This window comes from Pseudomonadota bacterium (genome assembly GCA_026388215.1).
GTDB lineage: Bacteria > Desulfobacterota > Syntrophorhabdia > Syntrophorhabdales > Syntrophorhabdaceae > JAPLKF01.
Genome location: JAPLKF010000164.1, coordinates 1 through 26,424 on the forward strand (window position 1 = coordinate 1; position 26,424 = coordinate 26,424).

Annotated in this window: 26 protein-coding genes; 14 read left to right on the top strand and 12 right to left on the bottom strand. The window is 42.2% G+C overall.

Annotation, left to right across the window (positions count from 1 at the left end; all coding sequences use genetic code 11):
• The coding region (locus NTU69_09230; protein ID MCX5803690.1) for an NUDIX hydrolase at positions 1–295 on the bottom strand (295 nt) is incomplete at its 3' end.
• Positions 296–424: 129 nt separating this feature from the next.
• Here NTU69_09230 and NTU69_09235 point away from each other — a divergent pair.
• On the top strand, positions 425–1,162 hold the full coding sequence (locus NTU69_09235; protein ID MCX5803691.1) for an amidohydrolase family protein: 738 nt from the start codon (positions 425–427) through the stop codon (positions 1,160–1,162).
• 99 nt (positions 1,163–1,261) lie between these two features.
• Here NTU69_09235 and NTU69_09240 read toward each other — a convergent pair whose 3' ends face one another.
• Positions 1,262–2,020: a ketoacid-CoA transferase gene (locus NTU69_09240; GenBank protein ID MCX5803692.1), complete on the bottom strand. Its 759-nt coding sequence runs from the start codon at positions 2,018–2,020 to the stop codon at positions 1,262–1,264.
• A gap of 14 nt (positions 2,021–2,034) precedes the next feature.
• Positions 2,035–3,012 carry a CoA transferase subunit A gene (locus NTU69_09245; GenBank protein ID MCX5803693.1) on the bottom strand — a complete coding sequence of 326 codons (978 nt, stop codon included), beginning with the start codon at positions 3,010–3,012 and terminating at the stop codon, positions 2,035–2,037.
• A gap of 288 nt (positions 3,013–3,300) precedes the next feature.
• Between NTU69_09245 and NTU69_09250 the strand changes: the two genes are divergently transcribed.
• Positions 3,301–4,314: a TAXI family TRAP transporter solute-binding subunit gene (locus tag NTU69_09250; GenBank protein MCX5803694.1), complete on the top strand. Its 1,014-nt coding sequence runs from the start codon at positions 3,301–3,303 to the stop codon at positions 4,312–4,314.
• 163 nt (positions 4,315–4,477) lie between these two features.
• Positions 4,478–6,463 (top strand): TRAP transporter fused permease subunit, encoded by a 1,986-nt coding sequence (locus NTU69_09255; protein MCX5803695.1) that lies wholly within the window; start codon positions 4,478–4,480, stop codon positions 6,461–6,463.
• Positions 6,464–6,620: 157 nt separating this feature from the next.
• Here the strand turns inward: NTU69_09255 and NTU69_09260 are convergent, their stop codons facing one another.
• The 3 genes from NTU69_09260 to NTU69_09270 are packed head-to-tail and all read right to left on the bottom strand — an operon-like array spanning position 6,621 to position 8,812.
• Positions 6,621–7,397: an acyl-CoA dehydratase activase gene (locus NTU69_09260; protein MCX5803696.1), complete on the bottom strand. Its 777-nt coding sequence runs from the start codon at positions 7,395–7,397 to the stop codon at positions 6,621–6,623.
• Between the two features lie 15 nt (positions 7,398–7,412).
• Entirely contained in the window at positions 7,413–7,628 is a 216-nt protein-coding gene (locus NTU69_09265; GenBank protein ID MCX5803697.1) for an acetyl-CoA carboxylase biotin carboxyl carrier protein subunit, read from the bottom strand.
• A gap of 26 nt (positions 7,629–7,654) precedes the next feature.
• Positions 7,655–8,812, bottom strand: coding sequence for an acyl-CoA dehydrogenase family protein (locus tag NTU69_09270; protein MCX5803698.1), 1,158 nt, complete (start codon positions 8,810–8,812; stop codon positions 7,655–7,657).
• Positions 8,813–9,022: 210 nt separating this feature from the next.
• Between NTU69_09270 and NTU69_09275 the strand changes: the two genes are divergently transcribed.
• The 4 genes from NTU69_09275 (at position 9,023) to NTU69_09290 (ending at position 13,118) form a co-directional block, all read left to right on the top strand.
• Positions 9,023–9,964 carry an MBL fold metallo-hydrolase gene (locus tag NTU69_09275; protein MCX5803699.1) on the top strand — a complete coding sequence of 314 codons (942 nt, stop codon included), beginning with the start codon at positions 9,023–9,025 and terminating at the stop codon, positions 9,962–9,964.
• Positions 9,965–10,100: 136 nt separating this feature from the next.
• The gene (locus tag NTU69_09280) at positions 10,101–10,961 is read left to right on the top strand and encodes a 3-hydroxyacyl-CoA dehydrogenase family protein (GenBank protein ID MCX5803700.1); all 861 of its coding nucleotides are present in this window, start codon (positions 10,101–10,103) and stop codon (positions 10,959–10,961) included.
• Between the two features lie 22 nt (positions 10,962–10,983).
• A complete protein-coding gene (locus tag NTU69_09285) occupies positions 10,984–11,781 on the top strand; it encodes an enoyl-CoA hydratase-related protein (GenBank protein ID MCX5803701.1) in 798 nt (265 codons plus the stop codon).
• Positions 11,782–11,906: 125 nt separating this feature from the next.
• The gene (locus NTU69_09290) at positions 11,907–13,118 is read left to right on the top strand and encodes a thiolase family protein (protein MCX5803702.1); all 1,212 of its coding nucleotides are present in this window, start codon (positions 11,907–11,909) and stop codon (positions 13,116–13,118) included.
• A gap of 217 nt (positions 13,119–13,335) precedes the next feature.
• Here NTU69_09290 and NTU69_09295 read toward each other — a convergent pair whose 3' ends face one another.
• On the bottom strand, positions 13,336–13,869 hold the full coding sequence (locus tag NTU69_09295; GenBank protein ID MCX5803703.1) for an acyloxyacyl hydrolase: 534 nt from the start codon (positions 13,867–13,869) through the stop codon (positions 13,336–13,338).
• Between the two features lie 88 nt (positions 13,870–13,957).
• On the opposite strand from NTU69_09295, the gene NTU69_09300 reads away from it, so the two are divergent.
• Entirely contained in the window at positions 13,958–14,575 is a 618-nt protein-coding gene (locus NTU69_09300) for a thermonuclease family protein (protein MCX5803704.1), read from the top strand.
• Positions 14,572–16,089, top strand: a complete 1,518-nt coding sequence (locus NTU69_09305; GenBank protein ID MCX5803705.1) for an SH3 domain-containing protein — start codon at positions 14,572–14,574, stop codon at positions 16,087–16,089. The genes NTU69_09300 and NTU69_09305 overlap by 4 nt, the downstream gene beginning before the upstream one ends.
• Before the next feature lie 51 nt (positions 16,090–16,140).
• Here the strand turns inward: NTU69_09305 and selB are convergent, their stop codons facing one another.
• Entirely contained in the window at positions 16,141–18,036 is a 1,896-nt protein-coding gene (gene selB / locus NTU69_09310; GenBank protein MCX5803706.1) for a selenocysteine-specific translation elongation factor, read from the bottom strand.
• 334 nt (positions 18,037–18,370) lie between these two features.
• Between selB and NTU69_09315 the strand changes: the two genes are divergently transcribed.
• From NTU69_09315 to NTU69_09335, 5 genes are all read left to right on the top strand, one after another.
• Complete coding sequence (locus NTU69_09315) at positions 18,371–19,060, top strand: hypothetical protein (GenBank protein ID MCX5803707.1); 690 nt, start codon at positions 18,371–18,373, stop codon at positions 19,058–19,060.
• Between the two features lie 87 nt (positions 19,061–19,147).
• Positions 19,148–19,783, top strand: a complete 636-nt coding sequence (locus tag NTU69_09320) for a hypothetical protein (GenBank protein MCX5803708.1) — start codon at positions 19,148–19,150, stop codon at positions 19,781–19,783.
• A 337-nt stretch (positions 19,784–20,120) separates the two neighbouring features.
• Complete coding sequence (locus NTU69_09325; protein ID MCX5803709.1) at positions 20,121–21,167, top strand: histidinol-phosphate transaminase; 1,047 nt, start codon at positions 20,121–20,123, stop codon at positions 21,165–21,167.
• A complete protein-coding gene (locus NTU69_09330; protein ID MCX5803710.1) occupies positions 21,164–22,720 on the top strand; it encodes a 5'-nucleotidase C-terminal domain-containing protein in 1,557 nt (518 codons plus the stop codon). Before NTU69_09325 ends, NTU69_09330 begins: the two co-directional genes overlap by 4 nt.
• Before the next feature lies 1 nt (position 22,721).
• Positions 22,722–22,904 (top strand): hypothetical protein, encoded by a 183-nt coding sequence (locus NTU69_09335; GenBank protein ID MCX5803711.1) that lies wholly within the window; start codon positions 22,722–22,724, stop codon positions 22,902–22,904.
• A gap of 76 nt (positions 22,905–22,980) precedes the next feature.
• Here NTU69_09335 and NTU69_09340 read toward each other — a convergent pair whose 3' ends face one another.
• From NTU69_09340 to NTU69_09355, 4 genes are all read right to left on the bottom strand, one after another.
• On the bottom strand, positions 22,981–24,102 hold the full coding sequence (locus tag NTU69_09340) for an acetoin utilization protein AcuC (protein ID MCX5803712.1): 1,122 nt from the start codon (positions 24,100–24,102) through the stop codon (positions 22,981–22,983).
• Between the two features lie 259 nt (positions 24,103–24,361).
• A complete protein-coding gene (locus tag NTU69_09345) occupies positions 24,362–24,562 on the bottom strand; it encodes a type II toxin-antitoxin system HicA family toxin (protein ID MCX5803713.1) in 201 nt (66 codons plus the stop codon).
• The gene (locus tag NTU69_09350) at positions 24,555–24,779 is read right to left on the bottom strand and encodes a type II toxin-antitoxin system HicB family antitoxin (protein ID MCX5803714.1); all 225 of its coding nucleotides are present in this window, start codon (positions 24,777–24,779) and stop codon (positions 24,555–24,557) included. The genes NTU69_09345 and NTU69_09350 overlap by 8 nt, the downstream gene beginning before the upstream one ends.
• A gap of 268 nt (positions 24,780–25,047) precedes the next feature.
• Positions 25,048–26,253 (bottom strand): IS110 family transposase, encoded by a 1,206-nt coding sequence (locus tag NTU69_09355; protein MCX5803715.1) that lies wholly within the window; start codon positions 26,251–26,253, stop codon positions 25,048–25,050.
• Positions 26,254–26,424 lie beyond the last annotated feature (171 nt).

Genomic DNA, 26,424 nt, shown 5'->3' on the forward strand with positions numbered 1-26,424 from the left:
CCTTTCCTTTAAGTATGCCTTCCCCATCCCCTATGAATACCACCGATACCGTATGAAATCGGGGGTCCCTACCCGGTTTTGAGTAGGTGTGGAATTGTTCAATTAATTTGACATCAAGAGAGGTCTCTTCTTTTGCTTCCCTTATTGCTGCCTCTTCGAGGGATTCATTTACTTCAACAAATCCTCCGGGCAGTGCCCATCCTGGAGGAGGGTTTTTCCGTTCAATGAGAACAATCCCACCCTTGTAACGGATGATAATGTCCACGGTGAGTAAGGGGGTTTTTATAGTATTCAATGCCGCCCTTTTATATCTTAAGGATTCGAGGGTTCAAGTGACGTTCTCTCGACCCCTCGAATCCTTGAATCCTTTTTTTTCACTGTATATTTACAACAACATACCATTTATGTTATGCATTGTGCAATTATGGGTTTTGACATTATCATTGATAGTCACTCACACTGGGGACCATCAATGACAATGGGTACTGATGTGACAACGAGGGAATTATTGCATCAGCAGGAGGAGTCAGGCATAACACATGTTGCTATCATCCCCTTTCCCTCCACGGCGATTTCAAGCAATGAAATAAACATAAGGCTTCTAAATGAGACAAAGAAGATAAAAACATTTATCCCGTATCACTACATCAGAGAAGATTACGACAGGGAAGGCTTTGAACCCATACCTGATGCGTACTGCGGTGGTAAGTGGCACTGGATGAGAGGGTGGCAGGATTCAGCCTCCAATTACAAAGTGCTTGAGGATAAGAAAATGCCGGAATTGATTGAAAAACTAAGAAAGATTGGTAAGCCGATTATCTTTGAAGAGGAGTTCTCGTTTACGGAAAAATTTGTAGAGATGTTTGAAGGACTTACACTTATCATACCTCATCTTGGCATGCTCGGTGGAAATCCCATGGATTTCCTCAAGAGTTTCAAGAATAAGGAGTTTATTCATTTCGATACAGCCCTTGCACAGCAGAGTACAATTCTAAAATTCATCGAAACCATAGGCTCTGAAAGGGTGTTATTCGGTTCCGATGTTCCTTTTAGTTACATGAAGGGCGAACTATCAAAAGTTCTCACCCTGTCTATCCCATACGAAGACAAAGAAAAGGTTCTTTTCAAGAATTTCATCAGGCTTACAAATTTCAAGGTGTAGTATCCCGTCCTTTTTTATATCCATCTGATGCCACTTCACAATGAACCCCCAGAGATGTATTCCTTACAAACCGTCACTTTTTAAATTAAGTTTGCCTTATTATAATATCAACTTCTGAGGGTCTACCTCTTCCCTTAAAATTCTTAGTTCTTCGGCTGATGGTGGTAATGCTTCAACTGCCCTCGAGATATCTATCGTGAAGCCAGTATTCTCAATGATTCTGTCAATGGTGATACCCGGATAGTATTCGGCAAGATACATTTCTTTTGTTTCCTCATCAAATTTCATAACGCAGAGGTTTGTCACGACTGCAAATGCTCCACCTCTCTGCAAGCCGAGTCTTTTCCTTGAATCTCCACCCTTATACCAGCCCACGCTTGTCAGATAGTCAAGTTTATCAACGAATCTCCTCTTTTCGTGCTGCATGAAGGTGATTACGCCGGAGGCGAATGATGAAACATCACATGCCCCGCCGCTTCCGGAGAACCTTGTTTTCGGTCTATGGTAATCCCCGATGACCGTTGTGTTGAGATTTCCATACTTGTCAATCTGGGCTGCCCCAAGAAATGCAACCGTATGGAATTTTCTGTGCCCGACTATTGAAAAGGCATCTATCAAACCTGAATTTAAACAAGTCCCGCTCATTACCCTTGAATCTGATACAGCCATGGGTATTTCTTCAAGGGATGGATCAACCCCGCCTGTTTCAAAGAAGACAACCGCCTTCGGCGCATAAATCCTTTTTGCTGCTGTAGCCGCAAGTATCGACACCCCTGTCCCTGCAAACACAATGTCACCGTCTTTAATGAATCTGCCTGCGCTTATTGCCTTCATTTCGTTGTCTGTATATTGAGTCATCTTTGTATCCTCCCTTATTTCCTATCAAGACCAGGGGCATAACCCAATACAGGATTTGCCTTAATTCTCGAAAGTGCCGTCCAGCCGATCTTTTCAAGGTATTCCTCGTGGCTTGAAACCCCGTATGCCCACTCGTCAAGATATTTTTTGAAGAGGGCTTCATCTTCCGCTACCTTTTTATAGAGATTTAGGTGTTTCGGGTCATAATCATAAAATGCATAACATGCTGTTGGATGAGCACCATACGGGACCCTTACAATCGCATCGACAAAAAAAGGTGGGAGCGAGTTCTGGTCAGGGTCAAGCCTGATAAATGACCGGGGCACAATTTCCTCGCATGTGACAATGACTATATCTGCTGATTTTGCCTGTTCTATATCGGTAAAGGTAAGACCTTTTATCCTTACCGTGCCGTCTTCTCCCACATATTGTGCGTGTATGAGTGCTACGTCAGGTGTGAGGGCGGGAAGTAGCACTACTTTATCCTCAACGCCATTAAAAGGATTATCTATCACGACATACTTCCTCGATGCGACCTTCCGTTCTTTCCTGATCTTTTTTGAAAATCCCTCAAGGTTGATGAGGTCTGAGCCGAGACCTGACTTTGTCGGTATAAATGGTATTCCCAGAGCACCGGCTAAAAATCGTAAGCTCATCTGATAGTTGGAATAATCTTCAAACTCAATTTCTCCCCTCTGGATAGCCTTTTTGAATCGAATACAGGTGGGGGCATACCTCCCGTTACCACCATAGGCTATCTCTAACCTCTTCACGCAGCCAGCACCAATCAAAACATCGAGTGCCTGACCATGAGAATGGCACACAAGATGTAAGTCTTTGAGCCCCTGTCTTATGATTTCGTATGCAATTGCCATGGGATTTCTCGCTATGGTAAATCCTCCGAGAACAATCTGGCTGCCATTTTTAATATATCTCTTCACAGCTTCTTTTGGGGTCATCAACTTGTCAGCTATTTCAGGATATGCGCTCATTTAATTTTCTCCTTTATCTCTGTCTATATATTATTTTGTATGCTGCAAAACTCTGAATTTCAGTCAATATATTGCTTTCACCATTCATTGTTGTCAAGCTTTTTATACATGTCAGCTGATAGTGTTATAGGTAATGAAACGCAGGTTTTTGATTTAGTGATTCAGGTTATTGAGGGGGGGCAAGAAAAGGGTTGACAACGAATATATCATTGCCATAAGATGAAAGTGGCATGTTAGTTGATTTTTTGTACAGGTATTTTAACTAATTTCTTTATAAGGAGGTAAGGAATGGATTTTGACCGTTTATTTGAAAAGGATAAGGAACTGAGAAGGCGTGATTTTCTTAAATTGACCGGTGCCCTTGGTGGTGCCATGCTTCTTGGTAATACAGGCAAAGTTTTTGCCCAGGCAAAAAAGAGAATATCTATAGCCACTGGAGGCATGGGCGGTGTTTATTTCGTAATAGGGGGAGGAATGGCCAGCATCCTGACAAAATATGCCGGAGTGGAAGCTGCTGCTGAAGTAACATCGGCCTCTGTTGATAATTGTAAGCTCATCGGCGCAAAAAAATCTGATACGGGCTTAATCATGGCCGACACGGGATATGATGCGTATAAAGGTATAGGAAACTTTAAAGGCAGACCGATTCCCTTAAGGACATTGACAGTTTTGTATCCAAATTTAATGCATGTGGTGACCCTTGAAGGAAAGGGCATTAAAAAAGTGGCTGATTTAAAAGGGAAGAGGGTATCTACTGGTTCCCCTGGAAGCGGAACCGAGGTAAAGGCATTAAGGGTTCTCGAGGCGGCTGGGATTAACCATGAAAAGGACATAAAGAAGGATAGGCTTGGCGCAGGCGAGTCGGCAGGTGCATTGAAGGATGGCAAAATTGATGCATATTTTTGGGATGGTGGTGTTCCCACGTCATCAGTCCTTGACCTTGCTTCCTCACCAGGAATCAAAATGGTACTCATCTCTCATGAGGATCTTGTCCCCAAGATGATAGAGAAATACGGACCTGTCTATTATAAATCAATTATTCCCAAGAAGGCTTATACTGGCATGGACCATGACATACAGGTAGCTTGTGTTGCTAATATACTCGTTTGTCATCAGGATATGGATGACACGTTAGCATATAATATTGTGAAAACAATACTTGAACATTTAAAGGAACTGGTAGCAATCCACAAGGAAGCCTTAAATATAAACCTTAAAGATGGTGGAAGCAGCAAGGCTGTTCCATACCACAAAGGTGCAGCAAAGTACTTTAAAGAAAAAGGAATCAGCGTCCCGGTTTAAAATGGTCAACATGGCACAGGAGCGTGAAATACCTCCTGTGTCTTTTTTTGTTTTTAATATAAGTTTCCTTATAAGAAGTCAGGTATTGATTATTGGTGACAGTGGACCTTGAGACTAGGTCCATTTATTGCTATATTACAGGAATTCTCTGTGGAGGTAAGTTATGGAAGACAAAGAAGAACATGTGGTAGATAAGGCAGCTGGAGAGTTAACCGAGGAACAGAAGAAAAAGTTAGAAGAAATTATAGAGGAAGAGGAAGGGGTTACCCGAAAGGTAACCGGTTTCTGGAATATTGTTATCACTGTGTTGGCAGTGGCAATGTCGGCATTTGCCATATATACTACGGTGAGACCTGTAACAACCCAGATTGTACGGGGCGTTTTTGTTGCCTTTTTACTTGCCCTTTCCTTTTTGTATTACCCGATGGCTAAAAAATACAAGGGAAAGATAAACTTAGTTGATATCATCTTGGCCCTGGCAGGGCTCGCATGTATCGCATATATGCTCATCGACTTTGAGGACTTCATATATCGGGCAGTCACCCCTGAGTTATGGGATAAGATCTTCGGGGTCCTATTCATACTCCTCGTATTGGAAGCTACCCGGAGAAGTTCGGGCTGGATCATGCCCATCGCATGCATTGCTTTCCTTATATATGCATATATAGGACCGTGGATTCCTGCCCCCTGGACACACAGGGGATATGATATAGAACGTATTATTGGTCATATGTATATGACATTGGAAGGCATATTCGGTGTTCCTATTGATGTCTCTTCAACAATAATCATTATGTTCTGTATTTTCGGGGCTTTTCTTTCTGTATCAGGGGCAGGTAAATTTTACGTTGATTTTGCCTTCACCGCCATGGGGCACAAACCTGCAGCTGCAGGACGTTCAGTGGTAGTAACATCCTATTTTCTTGCTATGGCATCTGGTTCTGGGGTTGCCAATACTGTGGCAATCGGTTCTGTTGCATACCCGATGCTCAAGAAGGCAGGATATGACAGGGATAACGCTGGCGGTTTTCTTGCTGCTGGTGGTATGGGGGCAATAACAACCCCACCGGTTATGGGTGCTGCGGCATTCCTTATTGCTGAGTTTTTGAAAATCAGTTATGTTGATGTCATATTGCTTGCCCTAATACCTGCAGCGCTTTACTACTGGGGGCTTTTCGTCATGGTTGAATTCGACGCGAAAAAATTTGGCTTGAAAGCTGTCAAATTTGAAAAGAAATACACATTAATACAGCTCACTAAAATGTACGGTTTCCATTTTCTTCCCCTTATTGCCATAGTGGTTTTTCTGGTGAAGGGTTTTACCCCCCAGTTATCGGTCCTTGCTGCTGTTTTGACATGTTTCTTAGTATCATTTATCAGAAAAGATACACGATTCACAGTACCGAAGGTTATCCAGGCCCTTAAGGAAGGTTCAGTGAATGTACTAAACGTTGCTGCTATCTGTGCATCGGCAGGTCTTATCGTCGGGACGGTAAGCCTAACAGGACTTGGCCTGAAGCTGTCAACAATTATTATCGGTTATGCTGGTGGAAACTTAATAATCACTGCGGTGTTTGCAGCTATCATTCTATGGATTATAGGATTAGCTGTTCCAATCACCGCAACATATATTATTTCTGCGGTCATCGTAGCCCCTGCACTTACCCAGCTCGGGGTTCCGGAATATGCAGCCCATATGTTCATCTTTTATTATGCCCTTCTCTCAGAGGTATCTCCACCAACCGCCCTGTCACCGTTTGCAGCAGCAGCAATCACAGGGGGTGATCCATATAAAACTACAATGATGGCATGGAAATATGCGATAACAGCCTTCCTTCTTCCGTTTATCTTTGTTTTACTACCAGCAGGAAGGGCTTTGCTGCTGCATTGGGAAGGTATTAGCATAACTGCAGGAATCTGGACTATTTTTACTGCATTTCTTGGGATAGGTATGCTTGCATCTGGTTGCTCTGGCTGGTTATTGAAAAGGTCGAATATTCTCGAACGTGTGATAACCATAATAGGTGCTTTAGGATTAGTGTATCCTCATAACTTAGGGGATGTTATCGGTTTTGTTTGCCTTGCTCTTGTAATTATTATGCAGAAAATGAGAAAAGGGGGTACAGGACCGGTTCAGGCAACAGCTTGAGATCCTTGAGGGACGAGGAACGATGCTGGATACCTGATAATGGATTGATGAAAGAAGCAATAAAGTTTGTAGGGCAGGCCCTTGCCTGTCAACATAAGGAGTGAGAAAAAAAGAGCCAGCATAATCTGCTGGCTCTTTTAGTTTCAGGATGTTTTTTTTAAGCTTTTTCGAGGGCGAGTATGGCTGCGCCGAGTGCACCTATAATCTGGGGTTCAACGTAAATTTTTAATGGGGTGTTCATGACCTTCTCGAGTGCTTTTACAACACCGATGTTTTTTGCAACACCGCCAGCCATTATTGCCTCTTTTTCAACACCACCCAGTCTGTTTATCAAACCCATGGTTCTGTCAGCTATAGCCCTGTGGATACCATAAAGGATATCTTCCAGTTCTTCTCCTTCACTTACAAGGGAAATAACCTCTGATTCTGCGAAAACGGTGCATATACTGCTTATCGTTAAATCTTTCTTGTGACCTAATGATATGTCACCTATCTTGTCAAGGTCCACATTCAGTGCCTTTGCCATTACTTCGAGGAATCTGCCTGTGCCAGCTGCACATTTATCATTCATCTCGAATTCAACAACGCGCCCTTTTTCGTTAACCCTTATTACCTTGGTATCCTGCCCGCCAATGTCAATGATTGTCCTTGCATCAGGAAACAGATAGTTCACACCTTTTGCGAGGCATGTAATTTCTGTAACAGATTCTTTTGCAAAGGCAGCCCTTTTTCTCCCGCAGCCGGTTGAAATTGTATATGATATATCGGATGCATCCTTTCCTGGATATGCAAGAACCTTTTCAAGGGCAATTTCAGCAGTCTTTCTTGAATCAGCTCCAGTCTGGAGTATTGTATAACCGACAATACCCATCTCTTTATCAAAGAGGAGGGCTTCTGTTGTAATAGAACCTATATCAATCCCTGCGACTAACATATCATTACCACTCTTCTATTCTATAATGGCAAGCACAGTGTCTGCCTCAACTTCCTGGCCTGCAGATACCATTATCTCTTTAATCACACCACCTGCTGGTGCAACGATGGGCATTTCCATCTTCATTGCTTCAAGGGTTACTATCTGATCATCTTCATTGACTGTGTCTCCAACCTTAACACTAACAGTTACTATTTTTCCAACCATCGGAACCGTTACTTCTGTAGCCATATATATACCTCCTTAAAATTTGCTATTTAAGCCTTCCTGTAACCCAGGGCAAACTGGGCAATTATCATCTTCTGAATGTTTGAAGTACCTTCAACAATCTGGTAGGATTTTGCGTCTCTCAGATATCTTTCTACAGGATACTCTGAAGAGAATCCGTAGGAACCGAATATCTTTACTGCTTCAGAGGCGCAGAAATTTGCAGATTCAGCAGCATAGTATTTTGCCATGGAGGTCTCAAGGGTGTTGTTCATCCCCTGGTCTTTCTGCCATGCAGCCCTTAAGACAAGCAGCTTCGCTGCTTCATGTTCAACATACATCCTTCCAATCTGTTCCTGTATCATCTGGAACTGGCCTATGGGCTGGCCGAACTGTTCCCTCTCATTAGCGTATTTTACAGCTTCCTCAATACAACTCTGTGCCACACCTACTGCCCTTGAAGCAGAGCTTAACCTTGTAAAATTAAGCATGGTCATACAGATTGCAAAACCCTGACCAAGTTTTCCAACAAGGGCACTCTTCGGTATTTTTGCCTCTTCAAAGAATATCTCGCCTGTAGGAGCGCAGAATAACCCTAGCTTCGTAGTAATAGCCCTCTGGACGATGCCGGGGGTTTTGAAATCGACGAAGAAGGCAGACATACCTTTATGTTTTGCAGCCTTGTCCGTCATGGCATAAACAATACCGCAATCACAGTATGGTACACCTGATATCCATGTTTTTGTGCCGTTAAGGATGAAACCATCATCAACTCCTACTGCTGTTGTCTTCATGCTGGCAACATCGGAGCCTGAATTTGGCTCTGTGATGGCAAAGCAACCACCACTTGTTCCTGCGATTAATCCTGGCAGAAACTGTTCCTTTAATTCATCGCTTCCGAACTTCAGAAGAGCTGACTGGGGACCATTCATCTGGAGGTTGAAGGGGAGACCCCAGGATGGGCTTACTCTGGCAACCTCAATTGCCATAAGGGTTGCTGCCATATTACCCTCTTCAAGCTCAAGCCCGCCGAATTTTTCAGGGGCCAGACAGGCAAACATTCCCTGATCACCCATCTTCTTCATAATTTCCGGACGGTATTTGTGTTCCTTTTCGTCTTCTTCCATTGTAGGTTTAATATTCTTTACAGCAAAGTCATAGGCCATTTTACGCATTGATTCTAATTCCTCAGATATCTTGAAATCCATATTTTTCTCTCCTTTCCTTCAGAATGTGAAACTATTAACAAACTATATTAACAAAGCAGGTTTTTCATGTCAAGCTTATTTTTATAAAATGTGGATGATACATGATGAGGGCAGAAAGCAGAAAGAAAGCAATATAAAGTTATTGCAGGATAGGCAAGGCTTTGATATAATAACCTCCAGGTTTTATATCCAATCCAAATAGGAGTATCATTGATTTTTAATGGAACCGGACTGGTGAAAGATGGTTTGTATGTTACTGGTTTTGCATGGTCACCTACCTATCTTTTGGTGGCAGAACAGCCGGTTCTTTTCGAGGCTGGTTTTTGCTGCATGGGCAGGATATACGAGAGGGATATTAGAAGGATATTAGCCCTGAAAAGCCCTGAAATACTCTTTTTAACCCATGTTCATTATGACCATTGCGGTGCCGCATCATATTTCAAAAAGGTCTTTCCAGGCCTAAAAATAGCTGCTTCAAGAAGGGCTGCTGAGATTATAAAACGCCCAAATGCCCAAAAACTGATGATTTCCTTAAGCCAGAATGCAATCCATTTGATAGCTCCCATGGAAGGGATTGATGAAGGCATGTTAATAGGGGAACCGTTTGAACCCTTTGAGGTGGACATGATCCTTAAAGAAGGGCAAATAATCAACCTAAAAAAGAATCTAAGTGTTCAGGTCTTTGCAGCCCCTGGTCACACCAGAGACATGTTTAGTTATTACATACCCGAAAGAAAGATGCTTATTGCAACAGAGACTGCTGGCTGCCTCGGTCAGACGGGGCATATTGTGAGCGATTTCCTGGTTGACTATGATGGGTATATGGCTTCGCTCAAGCGTCTTGCTGCTTTAGACGTAGAAGTTTTGTGTCAGGGGCACCATTTTGTTTTCGTTGGTAAATCAGTAAAAGACTTCTTTGCCCGGTCAATTGACGCAGCTGAAGATTTTAAGGTTAAGGTGGAAAGACTTTTACGGGTTGAGGGAGGGTCTATAGACCGGGTTGTTAATCTTATCAAGGCTGAAGAATATGACACAAATCCTGGTCCTAAGCAACCAGAACCAGCATACTTGATCAACCTTAAGACCAGGGTAACTCACTTAGCAGAACGGCTTCAGTGGCAAAAGGGGTCAAGGGGTCTAGGGGCCAGGTAAAAACACTCAAATCCTTGAATCCTCGAACCCTTTAAATTCTTTTTCCTTTATCAAAAATATTTGACATATTGAATATAAAATAGTTAGATATACAGCATGTGAATTTTTTAATTTTTAACAAATTAGGAGGGATAATATGGATATAAAGACAATCGGAATTTTGGGGGCAGGCGTTATGGGAAACGGGATTGCCCAGGTAGCTGCTCAGGCAGGCTATAATGTCGTGATGAGGGATATTGAAGACAGATTTGTTGAAGGTGGTATGAAGAATATCGACAGGTTTCTTTCAAAGAGTGTTGAAAAGGGAAAGATGACGGCAGACGAAAAAGGTGCAATCATGGGAAGAATTAAGGGAACAACCAAGATGGAAGACCTGAAGGATGTGGATTTTGTTGTTGAGGTTGTTCTTGAAGTAATGGATATAAAGAAAAAGGTGTTTAAAGAATTGGATGAGCTTACAAGAAAAGACGTAATACTCTCATCAAATACATCTTCCATGTCTATCACAGAGATTGCAACTGCTACAAATAGTCCCGAAAGGGTTGTGGGTATGCATTTTTTTAATCCTGTCCCGCTTATGAGGCTCGTTGAAGTTATTAGGGGTTTCAAGACAAACGATGAGACAGTTGCGGTAACAATGGACCTATCAAAAAAAATGGGCAAGGAGCCCGTGGAAGTAAAGGTCGACATTGCAGGCTTTTTGGTAAACAGGCTAATGGTTCCACACTTCGTCGAAGCGATAAGGCTTTACGAAGCGGGTATTGCATCGAAAGAGGATATCGATAAGGCTGCAAAGCTTGGTCTCAACTATCCGATGGGTCCCTTTGAACTGATGGACCTGACAGGGCTTGATATCAATCTCCACGTTATGGATTATTTTTACGAAGCATTAAATAAAGAACTCAAATGGGTATCACCCCTGCCGCTCAGAAACTTGGTGAAAGCAGGCCTCCTTGGCAGGAAAACAGGCAAAGGATGGTACGATTACACCAAATAAGGAGAATGTAAGGAGGCCGTATATGGGCTATGAAACTTTGATAATCGAGAGAGAAGCACCTGTTGGCATCATCAAGCTTGATAGACCTCCAGTAAATCCCTTGAGTGTGAAATCATATCTGGAACTCTATGATGCGATCTGTGAATTTGAAAGGGATGATGAAATTGGTGCAATTATTATAACAGGCAGTGGTGAAAAGGCCTTTGCAGCAGGTCTCGATGTAAAGGATGTAATAGGCAAGTCTGCAGTAGAAACTCTCGATTTCTTATGGAGTGCCCCGAGGAGAACCTTTGATAAACTTACAAGTATTGAAAAACCAACAATCGCTGCAGTTTTTGGGCTTGCCCTCGGTGGTGGTTGTGAGGTTGCCCTATGTTGTGACATCAGGATTGCATCTGATGATGCGATATTCGGTGTGCCTGAGATAAACCTTGGTATTATGCCAGGATCAGGGGCAACCCAGAGGCTTCCAAGGCTTATCGGGGTTGCGAAGGCAAAGGAGATGCTTTTTACAGGAGATAATGTGAATGCGGCAGAAGCCTATCGTATAGGCCTTGTTAATAAGGTTGTACCAAAAGCTATATTGTTGGAAGAAGCGAAAGCATTTGCAAAAAAACTGGCATCTAAACCGAAAGCAGCCTTTGCTCTTATAAAGAGGTGTGTTGATAATGGGCTCAATATGGACCTTGCATCTGGTCTCACGTTGGAAATGGATTCCTTTTCGATTGCCTTTACATCAGAAGATGGCAGAGAAGGTATAAATGCCTTTGTAGAAAAGAGAAAACCCAACTATAAGGGTAAAAATAGAGGAATTAATTAACGTTAAGGAGGATTGTATGGCAAGAAATGTAGTAATATTAGCCGGTGGCCAATACAAACTTAAGAATACATGTTTGACTGGACCTTTTGCAGTTTAAATAAACTAAATTGGAAGGAGGTAGTTTTATGAAGACTTTTACAAAGGCGTATATCCCTTACAACGGCTACTACTCGAGTCCCTTCAGCCGCTGGCAGGGGAGCATGCAGAATGAAAACTCGATTGAGTTAGGGGCAAAGACGGCAAGGAGATGGTTTCTCGAGAAGAAGAAAATCGATCCCAGCATCATCGACTACCTGTATTTCGGGATTACCATCCATCAGCACCACCTGTTTTACAGCCACAACTGGGCTGCCGGCATACTGACAGACAACAAGAAAAACGTGCCCGGCCTCATGATCAACCAGGCCTGCACAACGTCCACCACGATTCTCAATCTCGCTGCTCTTGCCATAGAGCAAGGCGCTTTTGATGTGGCTTTTTGCCTGATGGCTGATCGCTGCTCCAACGGGGCTCACACTGTGTGGCCCAACCCCATGGGTCCTGGGGGCGAGGTAATCAGCGAAAACTGGTTGATGGACAACTTCAGCAGCGATCCCAACGTATTTCCGCCCCTCAAGATGGTGCAGACCGCTGAGAACGTAGCCAAAGAAGCAGGGATCACCAAGGAGGAGTGTGACGCAGTAGTCTTAAGACGCTACGAGCAGTACCAGATGGCCCTGGCCAATAACCGGGCCTTCCAGAAGCGCTACATGTTTCCCGCAGAGGTAAGGGTCTCCAAGAAGAAGACCATGCTGGTAGAGCTGGACGAGGGCGTGACCCCCACCACGGCAGAAGGTCTGGCCAAGCTCGGCCCGGCTGAAAAGGGAGGTGTCCACAGCTTCGGCGCCCAGACATTCCCTGCCGACGGTAACTGCGGCTTCATCGTCACTAACCGGGATAAGGCCAAGGAACTGAGCGCGAATCCGGGTGTGGAGATCCAGATCGTTTCCTACGGTTTTTCTCGTGTCAACCCGGGCTTCATGGCCGCAGCGCCTGTACCGGCCGCCCAGATGGCCCTTGCCAACGCGGGTCTGAAAATCACGGACATGAAGGCCATCAAGAGCCATAACCCCTTTGCCACGAATGACCTCAACTTTGCTAAGAAGATGAGCATCGATGTGATGAAAATGAACAACTACGGAAGCTCCCTGATATACGGGCATCCCCAGGCTCCGACAGCAGGCAGGATCATTGCCGAGATGCTCGAAGAGATGGTGGATCTCGGCGGCGGCTACTGCCTCTGGACCGGCTGCGCTGCCGGCGATACGGGTGCCTCCATAATCTTCAAAGTCGGCTGAGATATATAAAATCCAAGGAGCCGGATGTCCGGCTCCTTGTTAGTTCTTCGGGCCGTTCCTCTCCCTAAGGAACGGCCTTTTTCATCCTGCACCGGAGTGACGAGGTACAGTTGGCTGTATTCGAAGTTCCTCCAATCCCCATCGAGAAAGGAAAGGCGAGCACAACAATGGCTTAGAGGGCATTCTTTGCCTTCGAGCGGGCATTCCCCGCTCCACCTTAAAAGCTTATACCTATATTTATTATATTTGCATTAATTGACCTGTTGGGTGATGCCAACCCAGCATTTGAGTAATGTCTGAATCTGTTTTCAACGAAGTATTTATTCCATTTATAGCCTATTCCTCCCTGAAGCATGAAAAGCAGGTGGGTATCCTGTTCCATGAACCCTATTGTTGTATATGAGGCACCCATTGCCAGTGTTCCAAAAAGTCCTTTTTTAGTGTCCTTATTCAAATAAAATCTCAATCCCACTGTCATACCTAAGTCAAGTCCATCCGTAGGTCTGTTTACGTAAGCGAGGAATGGTTCAAGAAGAAGATTTGTTCTACTGGATAAAGATTTTTCACGTGAATAGGCTAACTGAAAAAAATCATAATATCCATTTGTACCCCTTAGCTTGCCTATCCCTTGATTGCCATTAAATGCTCCAAAACCGTACCCCACCGAAATGTTGTTATTTTGGGCATGCCCAAAAAGAGGAATAAATATAAAAGATAAAAACAATACGAATATTGAAATCCACTTTTGCATACGAACCCCCATAGTGAAATGTGAAAAGTTTTTTATACATGCCAATAGTTGTTTAACATAAGCAAAAAATGTTGTAAAATCTTTTTTTATGAATAGAGTAATTTTTGCGATATTTTTTTCTTTCATATTTTTTTTTACAAACCTTTCATATGGGAAAGAATATATAGTGAAAAAGGTTATTGATGGCGATACGATTCAACTTGAAACAGGTGAAACCGTAAGATATATAGGGATTGATGCCCCGGAATTATTTCCAAAGGATGGGGGAGCTGAGTTTTATGCAAGGGAAGCAGCAAAATATAACAAAAGGCTTGTTTTTTTGAAGAAGGTGAGGCTTGAATTTGATGTTGAAAAAAAAGACAACTATGGAAGGTTGCTTGCATATGTATTTGTAAAAAATGTGTTTGTGAACGCAGAGCTTGTAAAACACGGTTATGCAAAAGCGATGGTCAAACCTCCAAATACAAAATATAGGGATATGCTTTTGAGTTATCAACAAAAGGCGATGGAAGAGGAAAGAGGCGTGTGGCAAGAAAAAAAGAAGGATACAGAGTCGTATTATATTGGAAATAAGAGGACTTACACCCTTCATAGACCGTCATGCATTTATGCAGGCAAGATTCCTGAAAAAAACAGAATAGTTTTCAGAAGTCGTATTGATGCGATAAAAATAGGGTATAGCCCTTGTAAGTATTGTAAACCATGATTGAAGAATATATTACATACTGGGGTTTAAAACAACATCCATTTCTGTTAGCACCTGACAGTAAAATGATGTGTGTAACGGGACAGTATTATGAATGTCTGGAAAGGTTAAAGTACGCAATAAATACAAACAAAGGCGGTGTCCTTGTTGTATCTGAAGACGCCGGACTTGGAAAAACAACTATCCTTTTAAAACTTATCGATGAGATGAGAGAAGAATATGGGGATGCCTTCAGGTATGCCTTTATTGATCATCCCACGTTGACTTCTTCCCAGATGATTGCTCACATAACCCAATGCATAACTGACTCACCACCGGATGATGATAAATTAAAAAATCTCATGGTTCTTAAAAATACTTTGACGGAGGTAAAAGAGCGCGGGGGAAAGAACATTATAATTGTTGATGAAGGGCAGATGTTGTGTGAGGCAAAAGATGTGTTACAGGAATTGAGAACATTAATAAATCTTATGCATAACAATGAATATCTCCATACATTTATTCTCTCAGGACAAAGGGCATTATGGAATACAATCAAAGGTATGCCTGAATTCTGGCAAAGACTACCTGTAAGATATTATTTTATCCCCTTACGGGTTGAGGAAACAAAGGAACTTGTAAAATATAGGCTTAAGAAGGCAGGACTTGATGAAGGAAGGGAAATTTTTGCAAATGATGCCTTAGAGATTATACACAGATATTCTATGGGTTCACCAAGAACAATTATTGCCCTTTCAGACCTTTCATTACTTGTTGGTTTTACCAATCATGCAAAGAAGATTAGCTTTAAAGAGGTTTCAAAGGCAATAAATGCTATGTCTGGAAAGGGGGAAGGTCTTCCTTATGTGACAGAGGAACGACATAAGGAAAGGGAGCCATCTTTAAAAAGCTTTGCCAATGTTGAGAGGAGCAGTGATGTTATTAAAGGCAAGAGGCATGTTGAACGTAATGTAGATAGTATCAAGGGTAGCTCAGAAAAACAGAAAACACAAATGCAGAGCTACTTAAGACCTGTTTACGCTGTACTGGCAATTGTTTTTGTCATTGTTGCGGGGACCATAGGGTATTATTATACCTTCCAAGGAATGAAAGATAGTGGCATAGTGGTAGTGAAGAAAGAAATTGAGAAACAGCCACAGGAGAGCAAGGTAGAGAAAAACATAGGTATTGAGAAGGTTGAGAAAGCAGATACAACGTTAAGCAAGGATAGTGAACCGGTGGTAGCAAAGAAAGAAGATGTAAAACAACCTCAGGAAGAAGAAGTCCAGAAGGATACGGATATTAAAAAGGCAGACCTACCAACGAAAGAAGCGATAGTGAGTAAAATAGCAGCGAATATAAGAATTAGTCCTGATATTAGATCCCCGAGAATCGCTATGCTTTTCAGAGGGGAAACAGTGAAGATATTGAGTCATAAGACAGATAGAGACGGGATGAAATGGTATAAAATCCATTTGTATGGAAACAGGGAAGGCTGGATTGCGGATAGTGTGGTGACAGTCAGACAGCAGTGACAGCAGTAAGGAGTAGGAAGTAAGGAGTAAGCAGTTACTGCCTACTTCATTTTAGCTTCTCAAGATTCTCTTATCTCCTATCCTGATAGTCAGTTTTATTTTATCAAGATATTCAAGAAGGGGTATCATATATTTTCTTGACAGGTCCAGTGTGGATTTGAAATCAGAAGGTGTCATCTCCTTGTTTTGCCTCAGGTAGCCCATTACCTTTTCTTTTAGATTTTCTATAACATCCCTGTGGAAATACATATCTCCTTTCACTTTTATTATTTTACCTTCGTACACAAGTCTTTCTATAATATCCCTCAGGTGGTCTTCATTTTGGTTTAATTCTTTTGATAAATCCTTTAAGGTTGGTGGAGTAAAACCGTATTCGTATAGTTTTTTGATGATATCATTTTCAAATATTTCTATGCTTCTGTCCTTTGTCCCGTTTATTTTTTTTACCCTGACCTTATCCTTTTCTACTTCCACGCTGCCCTCGTTTATGCATTCTTCCAGGGCTGTCTGGAACACAAGAGGCTCTACTTTTGGCAGTCTTGTTCGTAATTCTTCTTTTGAGATACCTATTTTCAGGGGGTTCTTTGTATGAAAATCAAAGAGCAGTTTTTGTAACATCCTTTTGTAGTCTTTAAATTTATTCATATGGATAATAGCTCTTCCAATGGGTTTTACTCTGTTAGATTGTTTTAACATCTCTAATATCCTGTTGATGGATATCCCCTCATTACCTAAAAGTATGGGCAATCTGTTTTCTTTAATGCCTTCGAACCCACCCTTTATAATGTGATATTCCGCCTTATCTTCTGGTGTCCCATCTGTGAGCAGTTTATATGTTGCATCCAGATGCTCAGCGTTTCTTTTGTGTTTTGTTGGCATAATATCGAGGATTTTCCCGCCGCCAATAGTCTGTATGGCATACGAACCCCTTAAGATATATCTGTCGCCAGGCAGGGCTACAATTGGTTCTAAAAATACAAATTGGGTGAACACTTCCTCACCTGGTTCCACAGCATCTTTGTTGAGCAATATGAGTCTTGCCTCCTCCTGCGTTGTCGCTATATGGAATCTCAAAATGCTCCCATTTTTGATAGGCTTAAAAGGCAGTCTTAAATATTTGAAGGTTGTATCTATTCTATTTGTGAGTGCCAGTGTATCAGGTCTGCCTATGATAGTTCCCCTCTCCAGTTCTTGTTTTTCTATGCCCTGGAGGTTCAGTGCAACCCTTTGACCTGCAATGGCTTCTTCTACATCCTCATGATAGACCTGGATATTTCTTATCCGTGTCTTCTTTGACAGAGGATATATCTCAATCTCCTCACCTATCTTTATATGGCCGGAGATACATGTCCCTGTGACAATAGTGCCAAGACCTTTTAATGTAAATACCCTGTCAACCGGCAACCTGAATATGCCTTCCTTTGACCTTTCCTGTAATGCTATTGCCACATCCCTTATGGATTCTCTCAGAGTATCGATATTCTCACCTGTAGTTGATGAGACAGGTATTACAGGAGCTCCTTCAAGCGCTCTCCCTTTAAGGAAATCTTTTATATCTTCCCTTACAAGTTCTATCATTTCATCTTCAACAAGGTCTTTTTTGGTAATTGCGACGATACCCCTTTTTAACCCGAGTATCTCGCATATATCGATATGTTCCTTTGTCTGAGGCATTACACCTTCGTCTGCTGCAACAACAAGAAGCACCATATCAATACCCCATGCCCCGGCTACCATGTGCCTTACGAAGCGTTCGTGTCCTGGAACATCCACTATCCCTATAAGTAAATCATCGCCAAATTTATGATGTGCAAAGCCGAGTTCTGTGGTGATACCCCTTTCCTTTTCTTCCTTCAATCTGTCACAGTCAATGCCCGTGAGGGCTTTTATCAGGGTGGTTTTCCCATGGTCAATATGTCCGGCAGTGCCGATAACAATCTTTTTCATTGGCAACCTAACTATACAATATTTTACCGGGATGCTCAAACAGCTTGTATTTCAAGAAAGGGTTCAAGGAGCCAAGGGGTCAAGGGTTCAAGTGGTCAAGGAGTCAAGGGGTCGGAGTAGGGGACGTTCGTGAAATGTTGTTTGACAGATTGTGAAATATGTAGATATATTAACACATTAGCATAAAATATAATGTTATCTGAAATAGGGAATCCTAAGTGCATAACGAGTGATGATATTGAGATTGCCAGACATTTTTATGAAGGACATTGCTGTTAATGAACCGTCTTAAGATTCAAGGCAAGTTAAGAGTACTGAAAGAGGGAGGAGCGCTATGATGAAAAGAAGTGCGACAATGGTCAGGAAAATTATTCTTTCTCTCTTTTTCTTTCTTCTCGCCATAAATGGTGGGGTTTTGGCGAAAGGTATGGCGGAAGAAAGCGGCCTGGGTCCACAGTCGACACAGGCCATCGGCGAAAAGAGCGTCCTGATGGTTGTTGTCCGGTTTCCTGATGCAACACCGATAACACCAATCGAGGTGGTAAAGAGAAGAGTTGTGGCAGGACTCGGCTCGTATGTGGACGAGCAGTCGTATGGGCTCGCCTCTATAAAGGCCGATTTCAGGGGATATGTTATGCTTCCCGATTCACTTGCTGACTACAAGATAAGCCCATATAATTTTCGTGTGGACAAAGCAAGAATACGCAAGCTTATTGAAGACACCATGACAGCCATCGAGAAGGAGATTGATTTTTCCGTTTACGACCACATATTGATAATACCGGCGGTGCATACCATGCCAGGCAAGGGATACGGAATGATCTGCTACTGTGCCAATCCCGGTATGCTTTCAGGTGTTACAAAGAGATATGTTCCCCGGTATGAAACCCTGAAAACAGCAGGCGGTAAAGAGTTTAGGGGCGGGATTTTTGTAGGAACAGAGAATGCAAACCTCGGTATGTTTGCCCATGACTACTTCCATGCCCTCGGTGGAATACATGACGGCAAGCGACTCGCGCCCTGACTATACGATTATGAGCGTCAGTCTGACGCTTCTGCCGGGCTTCCCTCCTTCGAGCATCATGCAACCTATATGGGCCCCTGGGACATCATGTCACAGCACTTTGTAAGACAGGGGGAACCGCCTCCGGGTCTTTCGTCTTTCACGAAGATACGCCTCGGCTGGATTAAGGCACATCAGGTCCGAACTGCGAAACCGGGTGAGACCTCATACGCCTTCCTTTCGCCTTTATCGAAGGGAGGTGAACTCCTTGTCGTCAAGATACCGTTAGATGATGGGACGTACTATCTCGTGGAAAACAGGCAACCTATCGGATTCGATAAGATGCTTCCAGATTCGGGAATCCTCATTCTGAAAGTTTATCCTCAGGCCGCTGAAGGGTATGGCACAGTGGAGGTTAAGAGTGCCAGCGGCTCACGCAATTTTGCCAATGCAACATACAAGCTAAAAGTGAATAACCGGAACATCTTTATTGACAAAAGGCACAACATCGCCATAATGCCCCTCTGGAAGGAGAAAGACAATCTTGGCGTGCTGATCACAAGGCCAGACTATAGCGAAGGGGCGCTCAATGCTGCACGGGCAATACAAACGCTAATGAATCAAAACGCAGCGACATCTGATAGCGAGAAGGAGGCTACGATTCATGAGGCTATTATGGCCTTCAAGAGTAAAGACTTTGAAAAGAGCTACGCCATTGCGAAAAGGAGACTCGAAGGCCGGTAGATGTCGCTTGTCATCATATTTATTTGTGAATCTCCAGAGAGAAAACTAAAAAACAGAGATAAGGTACGTGAGAGAGGGGAATGTGGTTAACACACAATTTTCGGATTGCACTGAAGAACCATATAAAAATAATTGCTTTACAATTTCATAAATGTTTTTTATTTATATAGAAGCTTTAAGAGGGAGGGGAGTCATGCGGAATGGGGAAGACAGGAAGGACCTTTAAAAGGAGGAATTGGGGCATGAAAAAGGTTGTATTGCTGTCCATAATGTTTTTTGCATTTTTTTTACTGGATAGTTATTCCTTAATTCTTCATTATATTCATTGCAGGCATACATGAATATCCATGATTTTGCTGAAAGTAAGGGGCTGTCATTAAGACGGGTAATGGACTTTACTACAGGTTCTAACCCCTTGGGTCCGTCAAATAAAGCAAAACATGCAATAAGAAAGTGCATTAAAAATCTTGACCACTACCCTGACGAAAAGACAAGGTATTTGAGAAGGTATATATGCAAGAAAGAATCCATAGGAGATGAATATATAGTTTTTGGTCATGGTTCAACCCATCTCATAGGTGCCATACTCCAGGTGGTCAAACCAAAGGTGGCATGCATCACTTCCCCTTTTTCTTATAAAACTGAAGATATCCTCAACAGGTATGATGTAAGGATAAAACCCTTTCCCCTAAATAAAGAGAGTGGTTTTTCCCTTGATATAGAGAAGTTTCTTCAGAGCATTGAAGGGGCTGATATTGTTATAATTTCAAATCCTCACAATATCACAGGGACAGTAATCCCTGTGGAAGATATTGACTATCTTATAGAAGCGATGGACAGAATCAATAAAATATTTATTATCGATGAGACGTATAGAGAATTTACTAAACTTGTGTCTCCAGTGAGACATGTTGTCCGGGCCAGTAATACTCTTATTGTGAGAACATTTTCGACATTCCATGCATTAGCAGGACTACATATAGGTTATATGATAGGTTCGACCAAACTTATTCAAAAAATCAGAAACGTTCTTGGCCTCCCGCAAATAAACTCCATAGCGCCTTATGCTGCTCTGGCCTCGCTGAAAGACACAGGTTATAAAAAGAGAACCCTGAAATTCATTGAACAGGAAAAGGGGTACATCCTAAAAAAACTATCGGATATTCAGGGATTGAAAGTATTTGATACACCGTGTAATTTTTTATTACTGGAGATAGAAAGAAAGGAAAACCCGAACTTTAAAGACTTATTTCTAAAACACAATATTTTGATTGATGAATACACAGGTGAAAGGGATGAGCACTTTATAAGACTACCAATTAAGAGGCACAAATTTAACGCCTCTTTCATAAAGACATTAAAGAAGATTATGGAGGCATTGTGAACAGATTGAAAATGAAGAAGCTCCAGCGGTTCCTGTTTTGCTTTCTGTTGTTGTTTTGTTTTTTTGTTTCAACTGTATACAGTCAAGAGCAGGAGATAAGAATTCTCCATCTTAACGATTTCCACGGTTTAGCAGCAGCCTATAAGGCCTTTGGTTCGGATGAAATGGTTGGAGGCATTTCTTACCTTGCATGGCTGGCAGACAGACTTAGAAATGAAAAACCAACCCTTTTTCTTGCAGCTGGTGACATGATTCAGGGTAATAACTGGGCAAACCTTTTTAAGGGAAAGTCAGTTATTGAGCTAATGAATGAGATGGGATTTGATACCATGGTTGTGGGTAACCACGAATTTGATTTTGGGCAGAATGTTCTTAAGGAAAGAATTTCAGAAGCAAAGTTTCCATTCCTTGGGGCGAACGTCGAGGGGTTAGATAAGCTTAACCCTTACATAATAAAAGAACTGGAAGGAGTCAGGATAGCCATAATCGGAATTGTGACAGAGGATACACCGATATTAACACATCCTGATAACGTAAGAGGTTTGAAGTTTTTATCTCCTGTTGAAACGGTAGAAAAATATACAAAGGAACTGAGAGACAGGGTCGATATTATTATCGTCCTTTCCCACATTGGTTTTGATGCAGACATGATGCTTGCGAATAAGGTGAAGGGCATAGATGTAATTGTTGGTGGTCATTCCCATACAAAAACAGGAAGGCATATGCTAATCGGGAAAACCATTATAGTGCAGGCATGGGAGCATGGAATGGTACTCGGGGTCCTAGATCTCAAGGTAAAGGATGGAAAGATAATAGAAGCAGATAGTCATCTTGAGGAAATAAAACCGAAGCTCCTTAAAAAGAGTGACGCTGTTTCATCTATCGTCGAGAAATATACAGGAGAAATGAATACTATTATGGGTAAGACCGTTTGCGAAACGGAAAATGAGTTTGATGGAGAAAATGTCAGGGAAAGAGAAACAAATCTTGGCAACCTCATAGCCGACATCATGAGGCAGACATCGGGGGCTGAACTGGCGATTATCAATGGAGGTGCAATAAGAGCAAGCATCGGAAAAGGGCAAGTAAAGGTCAATGATATTTATTCTGCTTTGCCTTTCGATAATTATATAGTTGCAATGAAACTCACAGGAAAACAGATTAAAGATACGCTGGAGCATGGTGTGTCAGCACTGGAGGAAAGGGCAGGCAGATTTCCTCAGGTCTCAGGTGTTGCATTCAGTTACAGCCGATCTGCTGAAAAGGGTTCAAGGGTCAAGGATATTTTTATTGATGGCAAACCAATAGAGCCCGATAGGGATTATGTTGTAGCCACCAGTGACTTCTTAGCAGCGGGTGGTGACGGTTACAGGGCTTTTGGAGAAGCCATAAGGGTGTCGAATGATTTTTCAGTAATCGGAGGGACAATAAAAAGCAATAATCTCGTATACACTGATCCAGGAAAATGGTTGAGGGATGTAGTTGTTGAATATTTAAAAGCTAAAAATAAGATTTTATCGATTGTTGAAGGCAGAATTAAGGAAATAGATTAAAATGATATTGTATGTGAACGATATACAGATAAATGTTCTTCAAGGGATGACGATTATGCATGCCCTCATCCATACAGGGCTTTTAGAACAGGTAGTATCTGGAAGGAAGGTATATGATGAATGGGGTAACGAGGTTGGATTGGATGGCGCATTATCAGAAGGCATAAAAATTTATGTGAGGTAATATTTGATGATAGATAAATTTCTACTCTCTTTCATACGCAAGGGCTTGCATGGGTTTTCAAGCCAGTGAATAGTGTTTATATCCTGTGAATAGGGAAGATATTTTCCTTTATAAATTGCACTACCTTTTGTGCCTGGGCAAAACACAACTCCTTATCAATCCCGTTTAAAATAAACAATGGATCATCAAGGCGGTCTGCTTCCGGCCCGTACATCATTCCACCTATTGTGCCAGCATGCTGGTCTTCAGGCTCAAGGCCGTTAAATGTAGCCCATGCAAGTGTCCAGAGTGCTGCTGTTTTGTATATATTATATCCGCCAGCACCCATTGCCAATATCTTCGGAGAGATTTTGTTGATTATCCTGATAATGCTTTTGTAGCCATTACTGGTGAGGTTGAGGTGTGCGAGGGGGTCATCTTTGTGGGTATCGCATCCAATTTCTGCAAAAACTATATCGGGTTTGAAGCATTCTACGAGAGGTGGTACAATTGATTCAAAGGCGAATAGATATATCTCGTCATCTGTTCCTTCACGGAGTGGGACGTTTACGTTGTAGCCTTTGCCTTCCTGAATACCCATTTCATTCTCGAAACCAGAACCTGGATAGAGTGTTTCTCCTGATTCGTGGAGTGATATTGTCAGGACCAGGTTGCTGTCGTAAAAGGCGTTCTGAACGCCATTCCCATGGTGGGCATCTATATCAATGTAAGCAATTCTCTGCCCTTTTTTTATAAGGTCTGTAATCGTAACTGCAATATCGTTGATGTAGCAAAATCCCTCTGCGTGACCGCTCCCTGCATGGTGGAATCCTCCAATAGGGTTGAATACAAACCTTGCTTCGTTATTAAAAAGCATCATAGCTCCGTTGTAAGTTCCTCCCGTTGCAAGAAGAGAAAGTTGATACATGGACTTGAATAAAGGGTTATCGCCTGTTCCAAGCCCTGCATGGAGCATTTCGATGGTGAATTCACCTTTCTCGCCTTTCTTAAGGAGATCGATGTAGTTTTTGTCATGGAATAGATATAAGATTTCTTCTTGTAGGGGGTTCGGTTCTGTTATCTTTTGATTTTTCTTGTAGATTAAAGAATACCTGTTTAGAAGTTCGAGAAGTATCTTTGCCCTCACAGGTTTTAAGGGATGGGAAGGGTTATATTCAGAATTTGTAAGTTCGTCTGAATGCATTAATACATTTAACATAGCGTCCCTGTGTTTCCATTATAGCACAATGGTAAATTTTATTTTATATGACGTCAGACTCACAATATTTAGGTCTATTTCTCAAATATATGTCTGTACCTTTTTTTAATACCATATTTGTTCTAAAAGATAATCTATTTTATAGAGGCATGATTTTAACTAACGTGTGAGGCATAGACGAAGCCCCACGTTCCGCGGGATTCATGGATCCTCCGTTTGTGTCAGCGTTAGTTGGGGTTGCGGGTAATACACAACGAGTTCATTGCTTATTTTCAACTGCCTTAAGTACTTGTTTAACTATTTTGGGATGCAAAATTTTACCGGTATGAAATGGAACAACTATCCTCTTGTCCTCTTTCAGGTATATCCTGTGGCTCCCTTTGCTTCTAATCAGTTCAAAGCCAGCCTTCAATAACATAGTTTCTGCTTCCGGTGGTGTAAGTCGTGGTAGTTTAGGCAACTTGCACCTGTAATGTCGTTGTTAAAATTTCCTTGCTCAGACATTCCTTTATCTCGTCCTCTGATAACGTTTCCAAGTAGAGTTCAATAGCCTCCTTAATGTTTGCAATAGCCTCTTCCAGTGAATCCCCCTGTGATTGACATCCTTCAAGTTCGGGGGCATAGGTATAATAACCATACTCATCTTTTTCAATAACAATACTTACTTTATATGACATTTTGCACCCTCCTTCTTATTGCCATAATAATAACAGATTTAACAGTCTGAAACAAATAAGTATTTGATTCTCCAAAAGTTTTTGTTACATGCCTGCATTAAGCGGCTAACGTGTACAGCACAGACGAATCCCCTTGTTCCGCGTGACTGGACGGGGTTTTTGTGTTCTCCATTTGTGCCGTTGATACCTATCGTTTCGTGCAAAATGTTATATTTCAAAGCCTGAACTTCCCATTTAAAAAATCAAGTTAAAAATAGAGAATATTTTTTCAGGCAGCCTTCTTTTTAACCTCCTTGTAAATATAGTTACGATCCTCTGTTAACATCTTAAATATCACTTTTATCAACTGTCTGGCAAGGCACCGCAGGGCATGGTTATGATCTTTTCCTTCAGCCCTCTTTTTTTCATAATAGGCTTTGGATTCCTGCACATATCGTATCGTGCAGCCGGCAATTTCAATCATAGTTGCCTTACATATTTTATTTGCCTTGTATACAGCTTTTGTCTTTTTCTTTTTACCTGAGTCGTTATCAATGCAGGCTACTCCACAGTACACCGCAAGCTGGCTTTCCCTGTTGAATCTTCTGATATCCCCTATCTCTCCTGCCAGTCTGCTTGAGAGTTTTGTCCCTACTCCCATAATGCTTTTTAATTGCATCACCTCTGCACTCTTTTCTCCTGTCTCTTCCAGCTCCCTGTCTAACATCTCAATCTCTTCTTTGAGATCCAATATACGTCGACAACATGATGATATAATCGCTTTGTAAATGTCTGTCAACTCCTCGACATACTGTATATTCCGAAGCCCTTCCAAGATTGAGATGGCTGTTTTCTTCCCTATTGTTTCTATTTTCAGTAGCGCGCCCATGGTGATCTTTTTATATCTGCTGAAATCAGGGTATTTCTTCAGAAGCTGTAACAGCTTTTTGCTGTCTGTATCTCCGTACTCCAATATGTCGGGACATACCTCAAGCAGCCTTTTCCTCAGCCGGTTCTGTATCCTGACTTTCTCATCTATCAGGCTCTGTTGATGCCTTGAGAGTATCCTGAGCTTTTCATGGACTGCCGGCGTTTTCTCCACTGTTATGAACGCCTTTTCTTCTTCAGTATCCACATGGTCTTTCAATTTCAACATCTTTGCAAGCATCTTTGCGTCTCTCCGGTCGTTGCGCCATTCTGCTCCGAATACATCACGAAACCGTCTTAATTTCAAATTGTCCACATTGTACAGTTTAAATCCGTTCTCCATGAGTATCCGGTCAAAGGGCGCACCATACCCGTTCTTCCCTTCTATCGCAAAGATTATTTCCCCTTGATGCTGTTCCTCGATTCCCTTGAATTCCCCGATCGCTTCGCGAAATTCACTAAACCTGTGCGCTACCTTCCGATCATATAATATCTTCCCGGTATCATCCATAATTATGACGTGATGGTTTTCGCTCCCTATGTCGATTCCTCCAGACAACCTCTTCATCCTCTTATCCTCCTTTGTGTGTTTGATAGTCTATGGCTCTGCCAATACCGTTTGTCCCGTCTATAATAGCCACTTAACGGCATCTTCCCATTGGACAGGGTACTGGCCGGGAGCATCCGGCAGTTCAGGTCGAGTCACTTTGACGGACCCCATTAGCCACAGATACTCCCG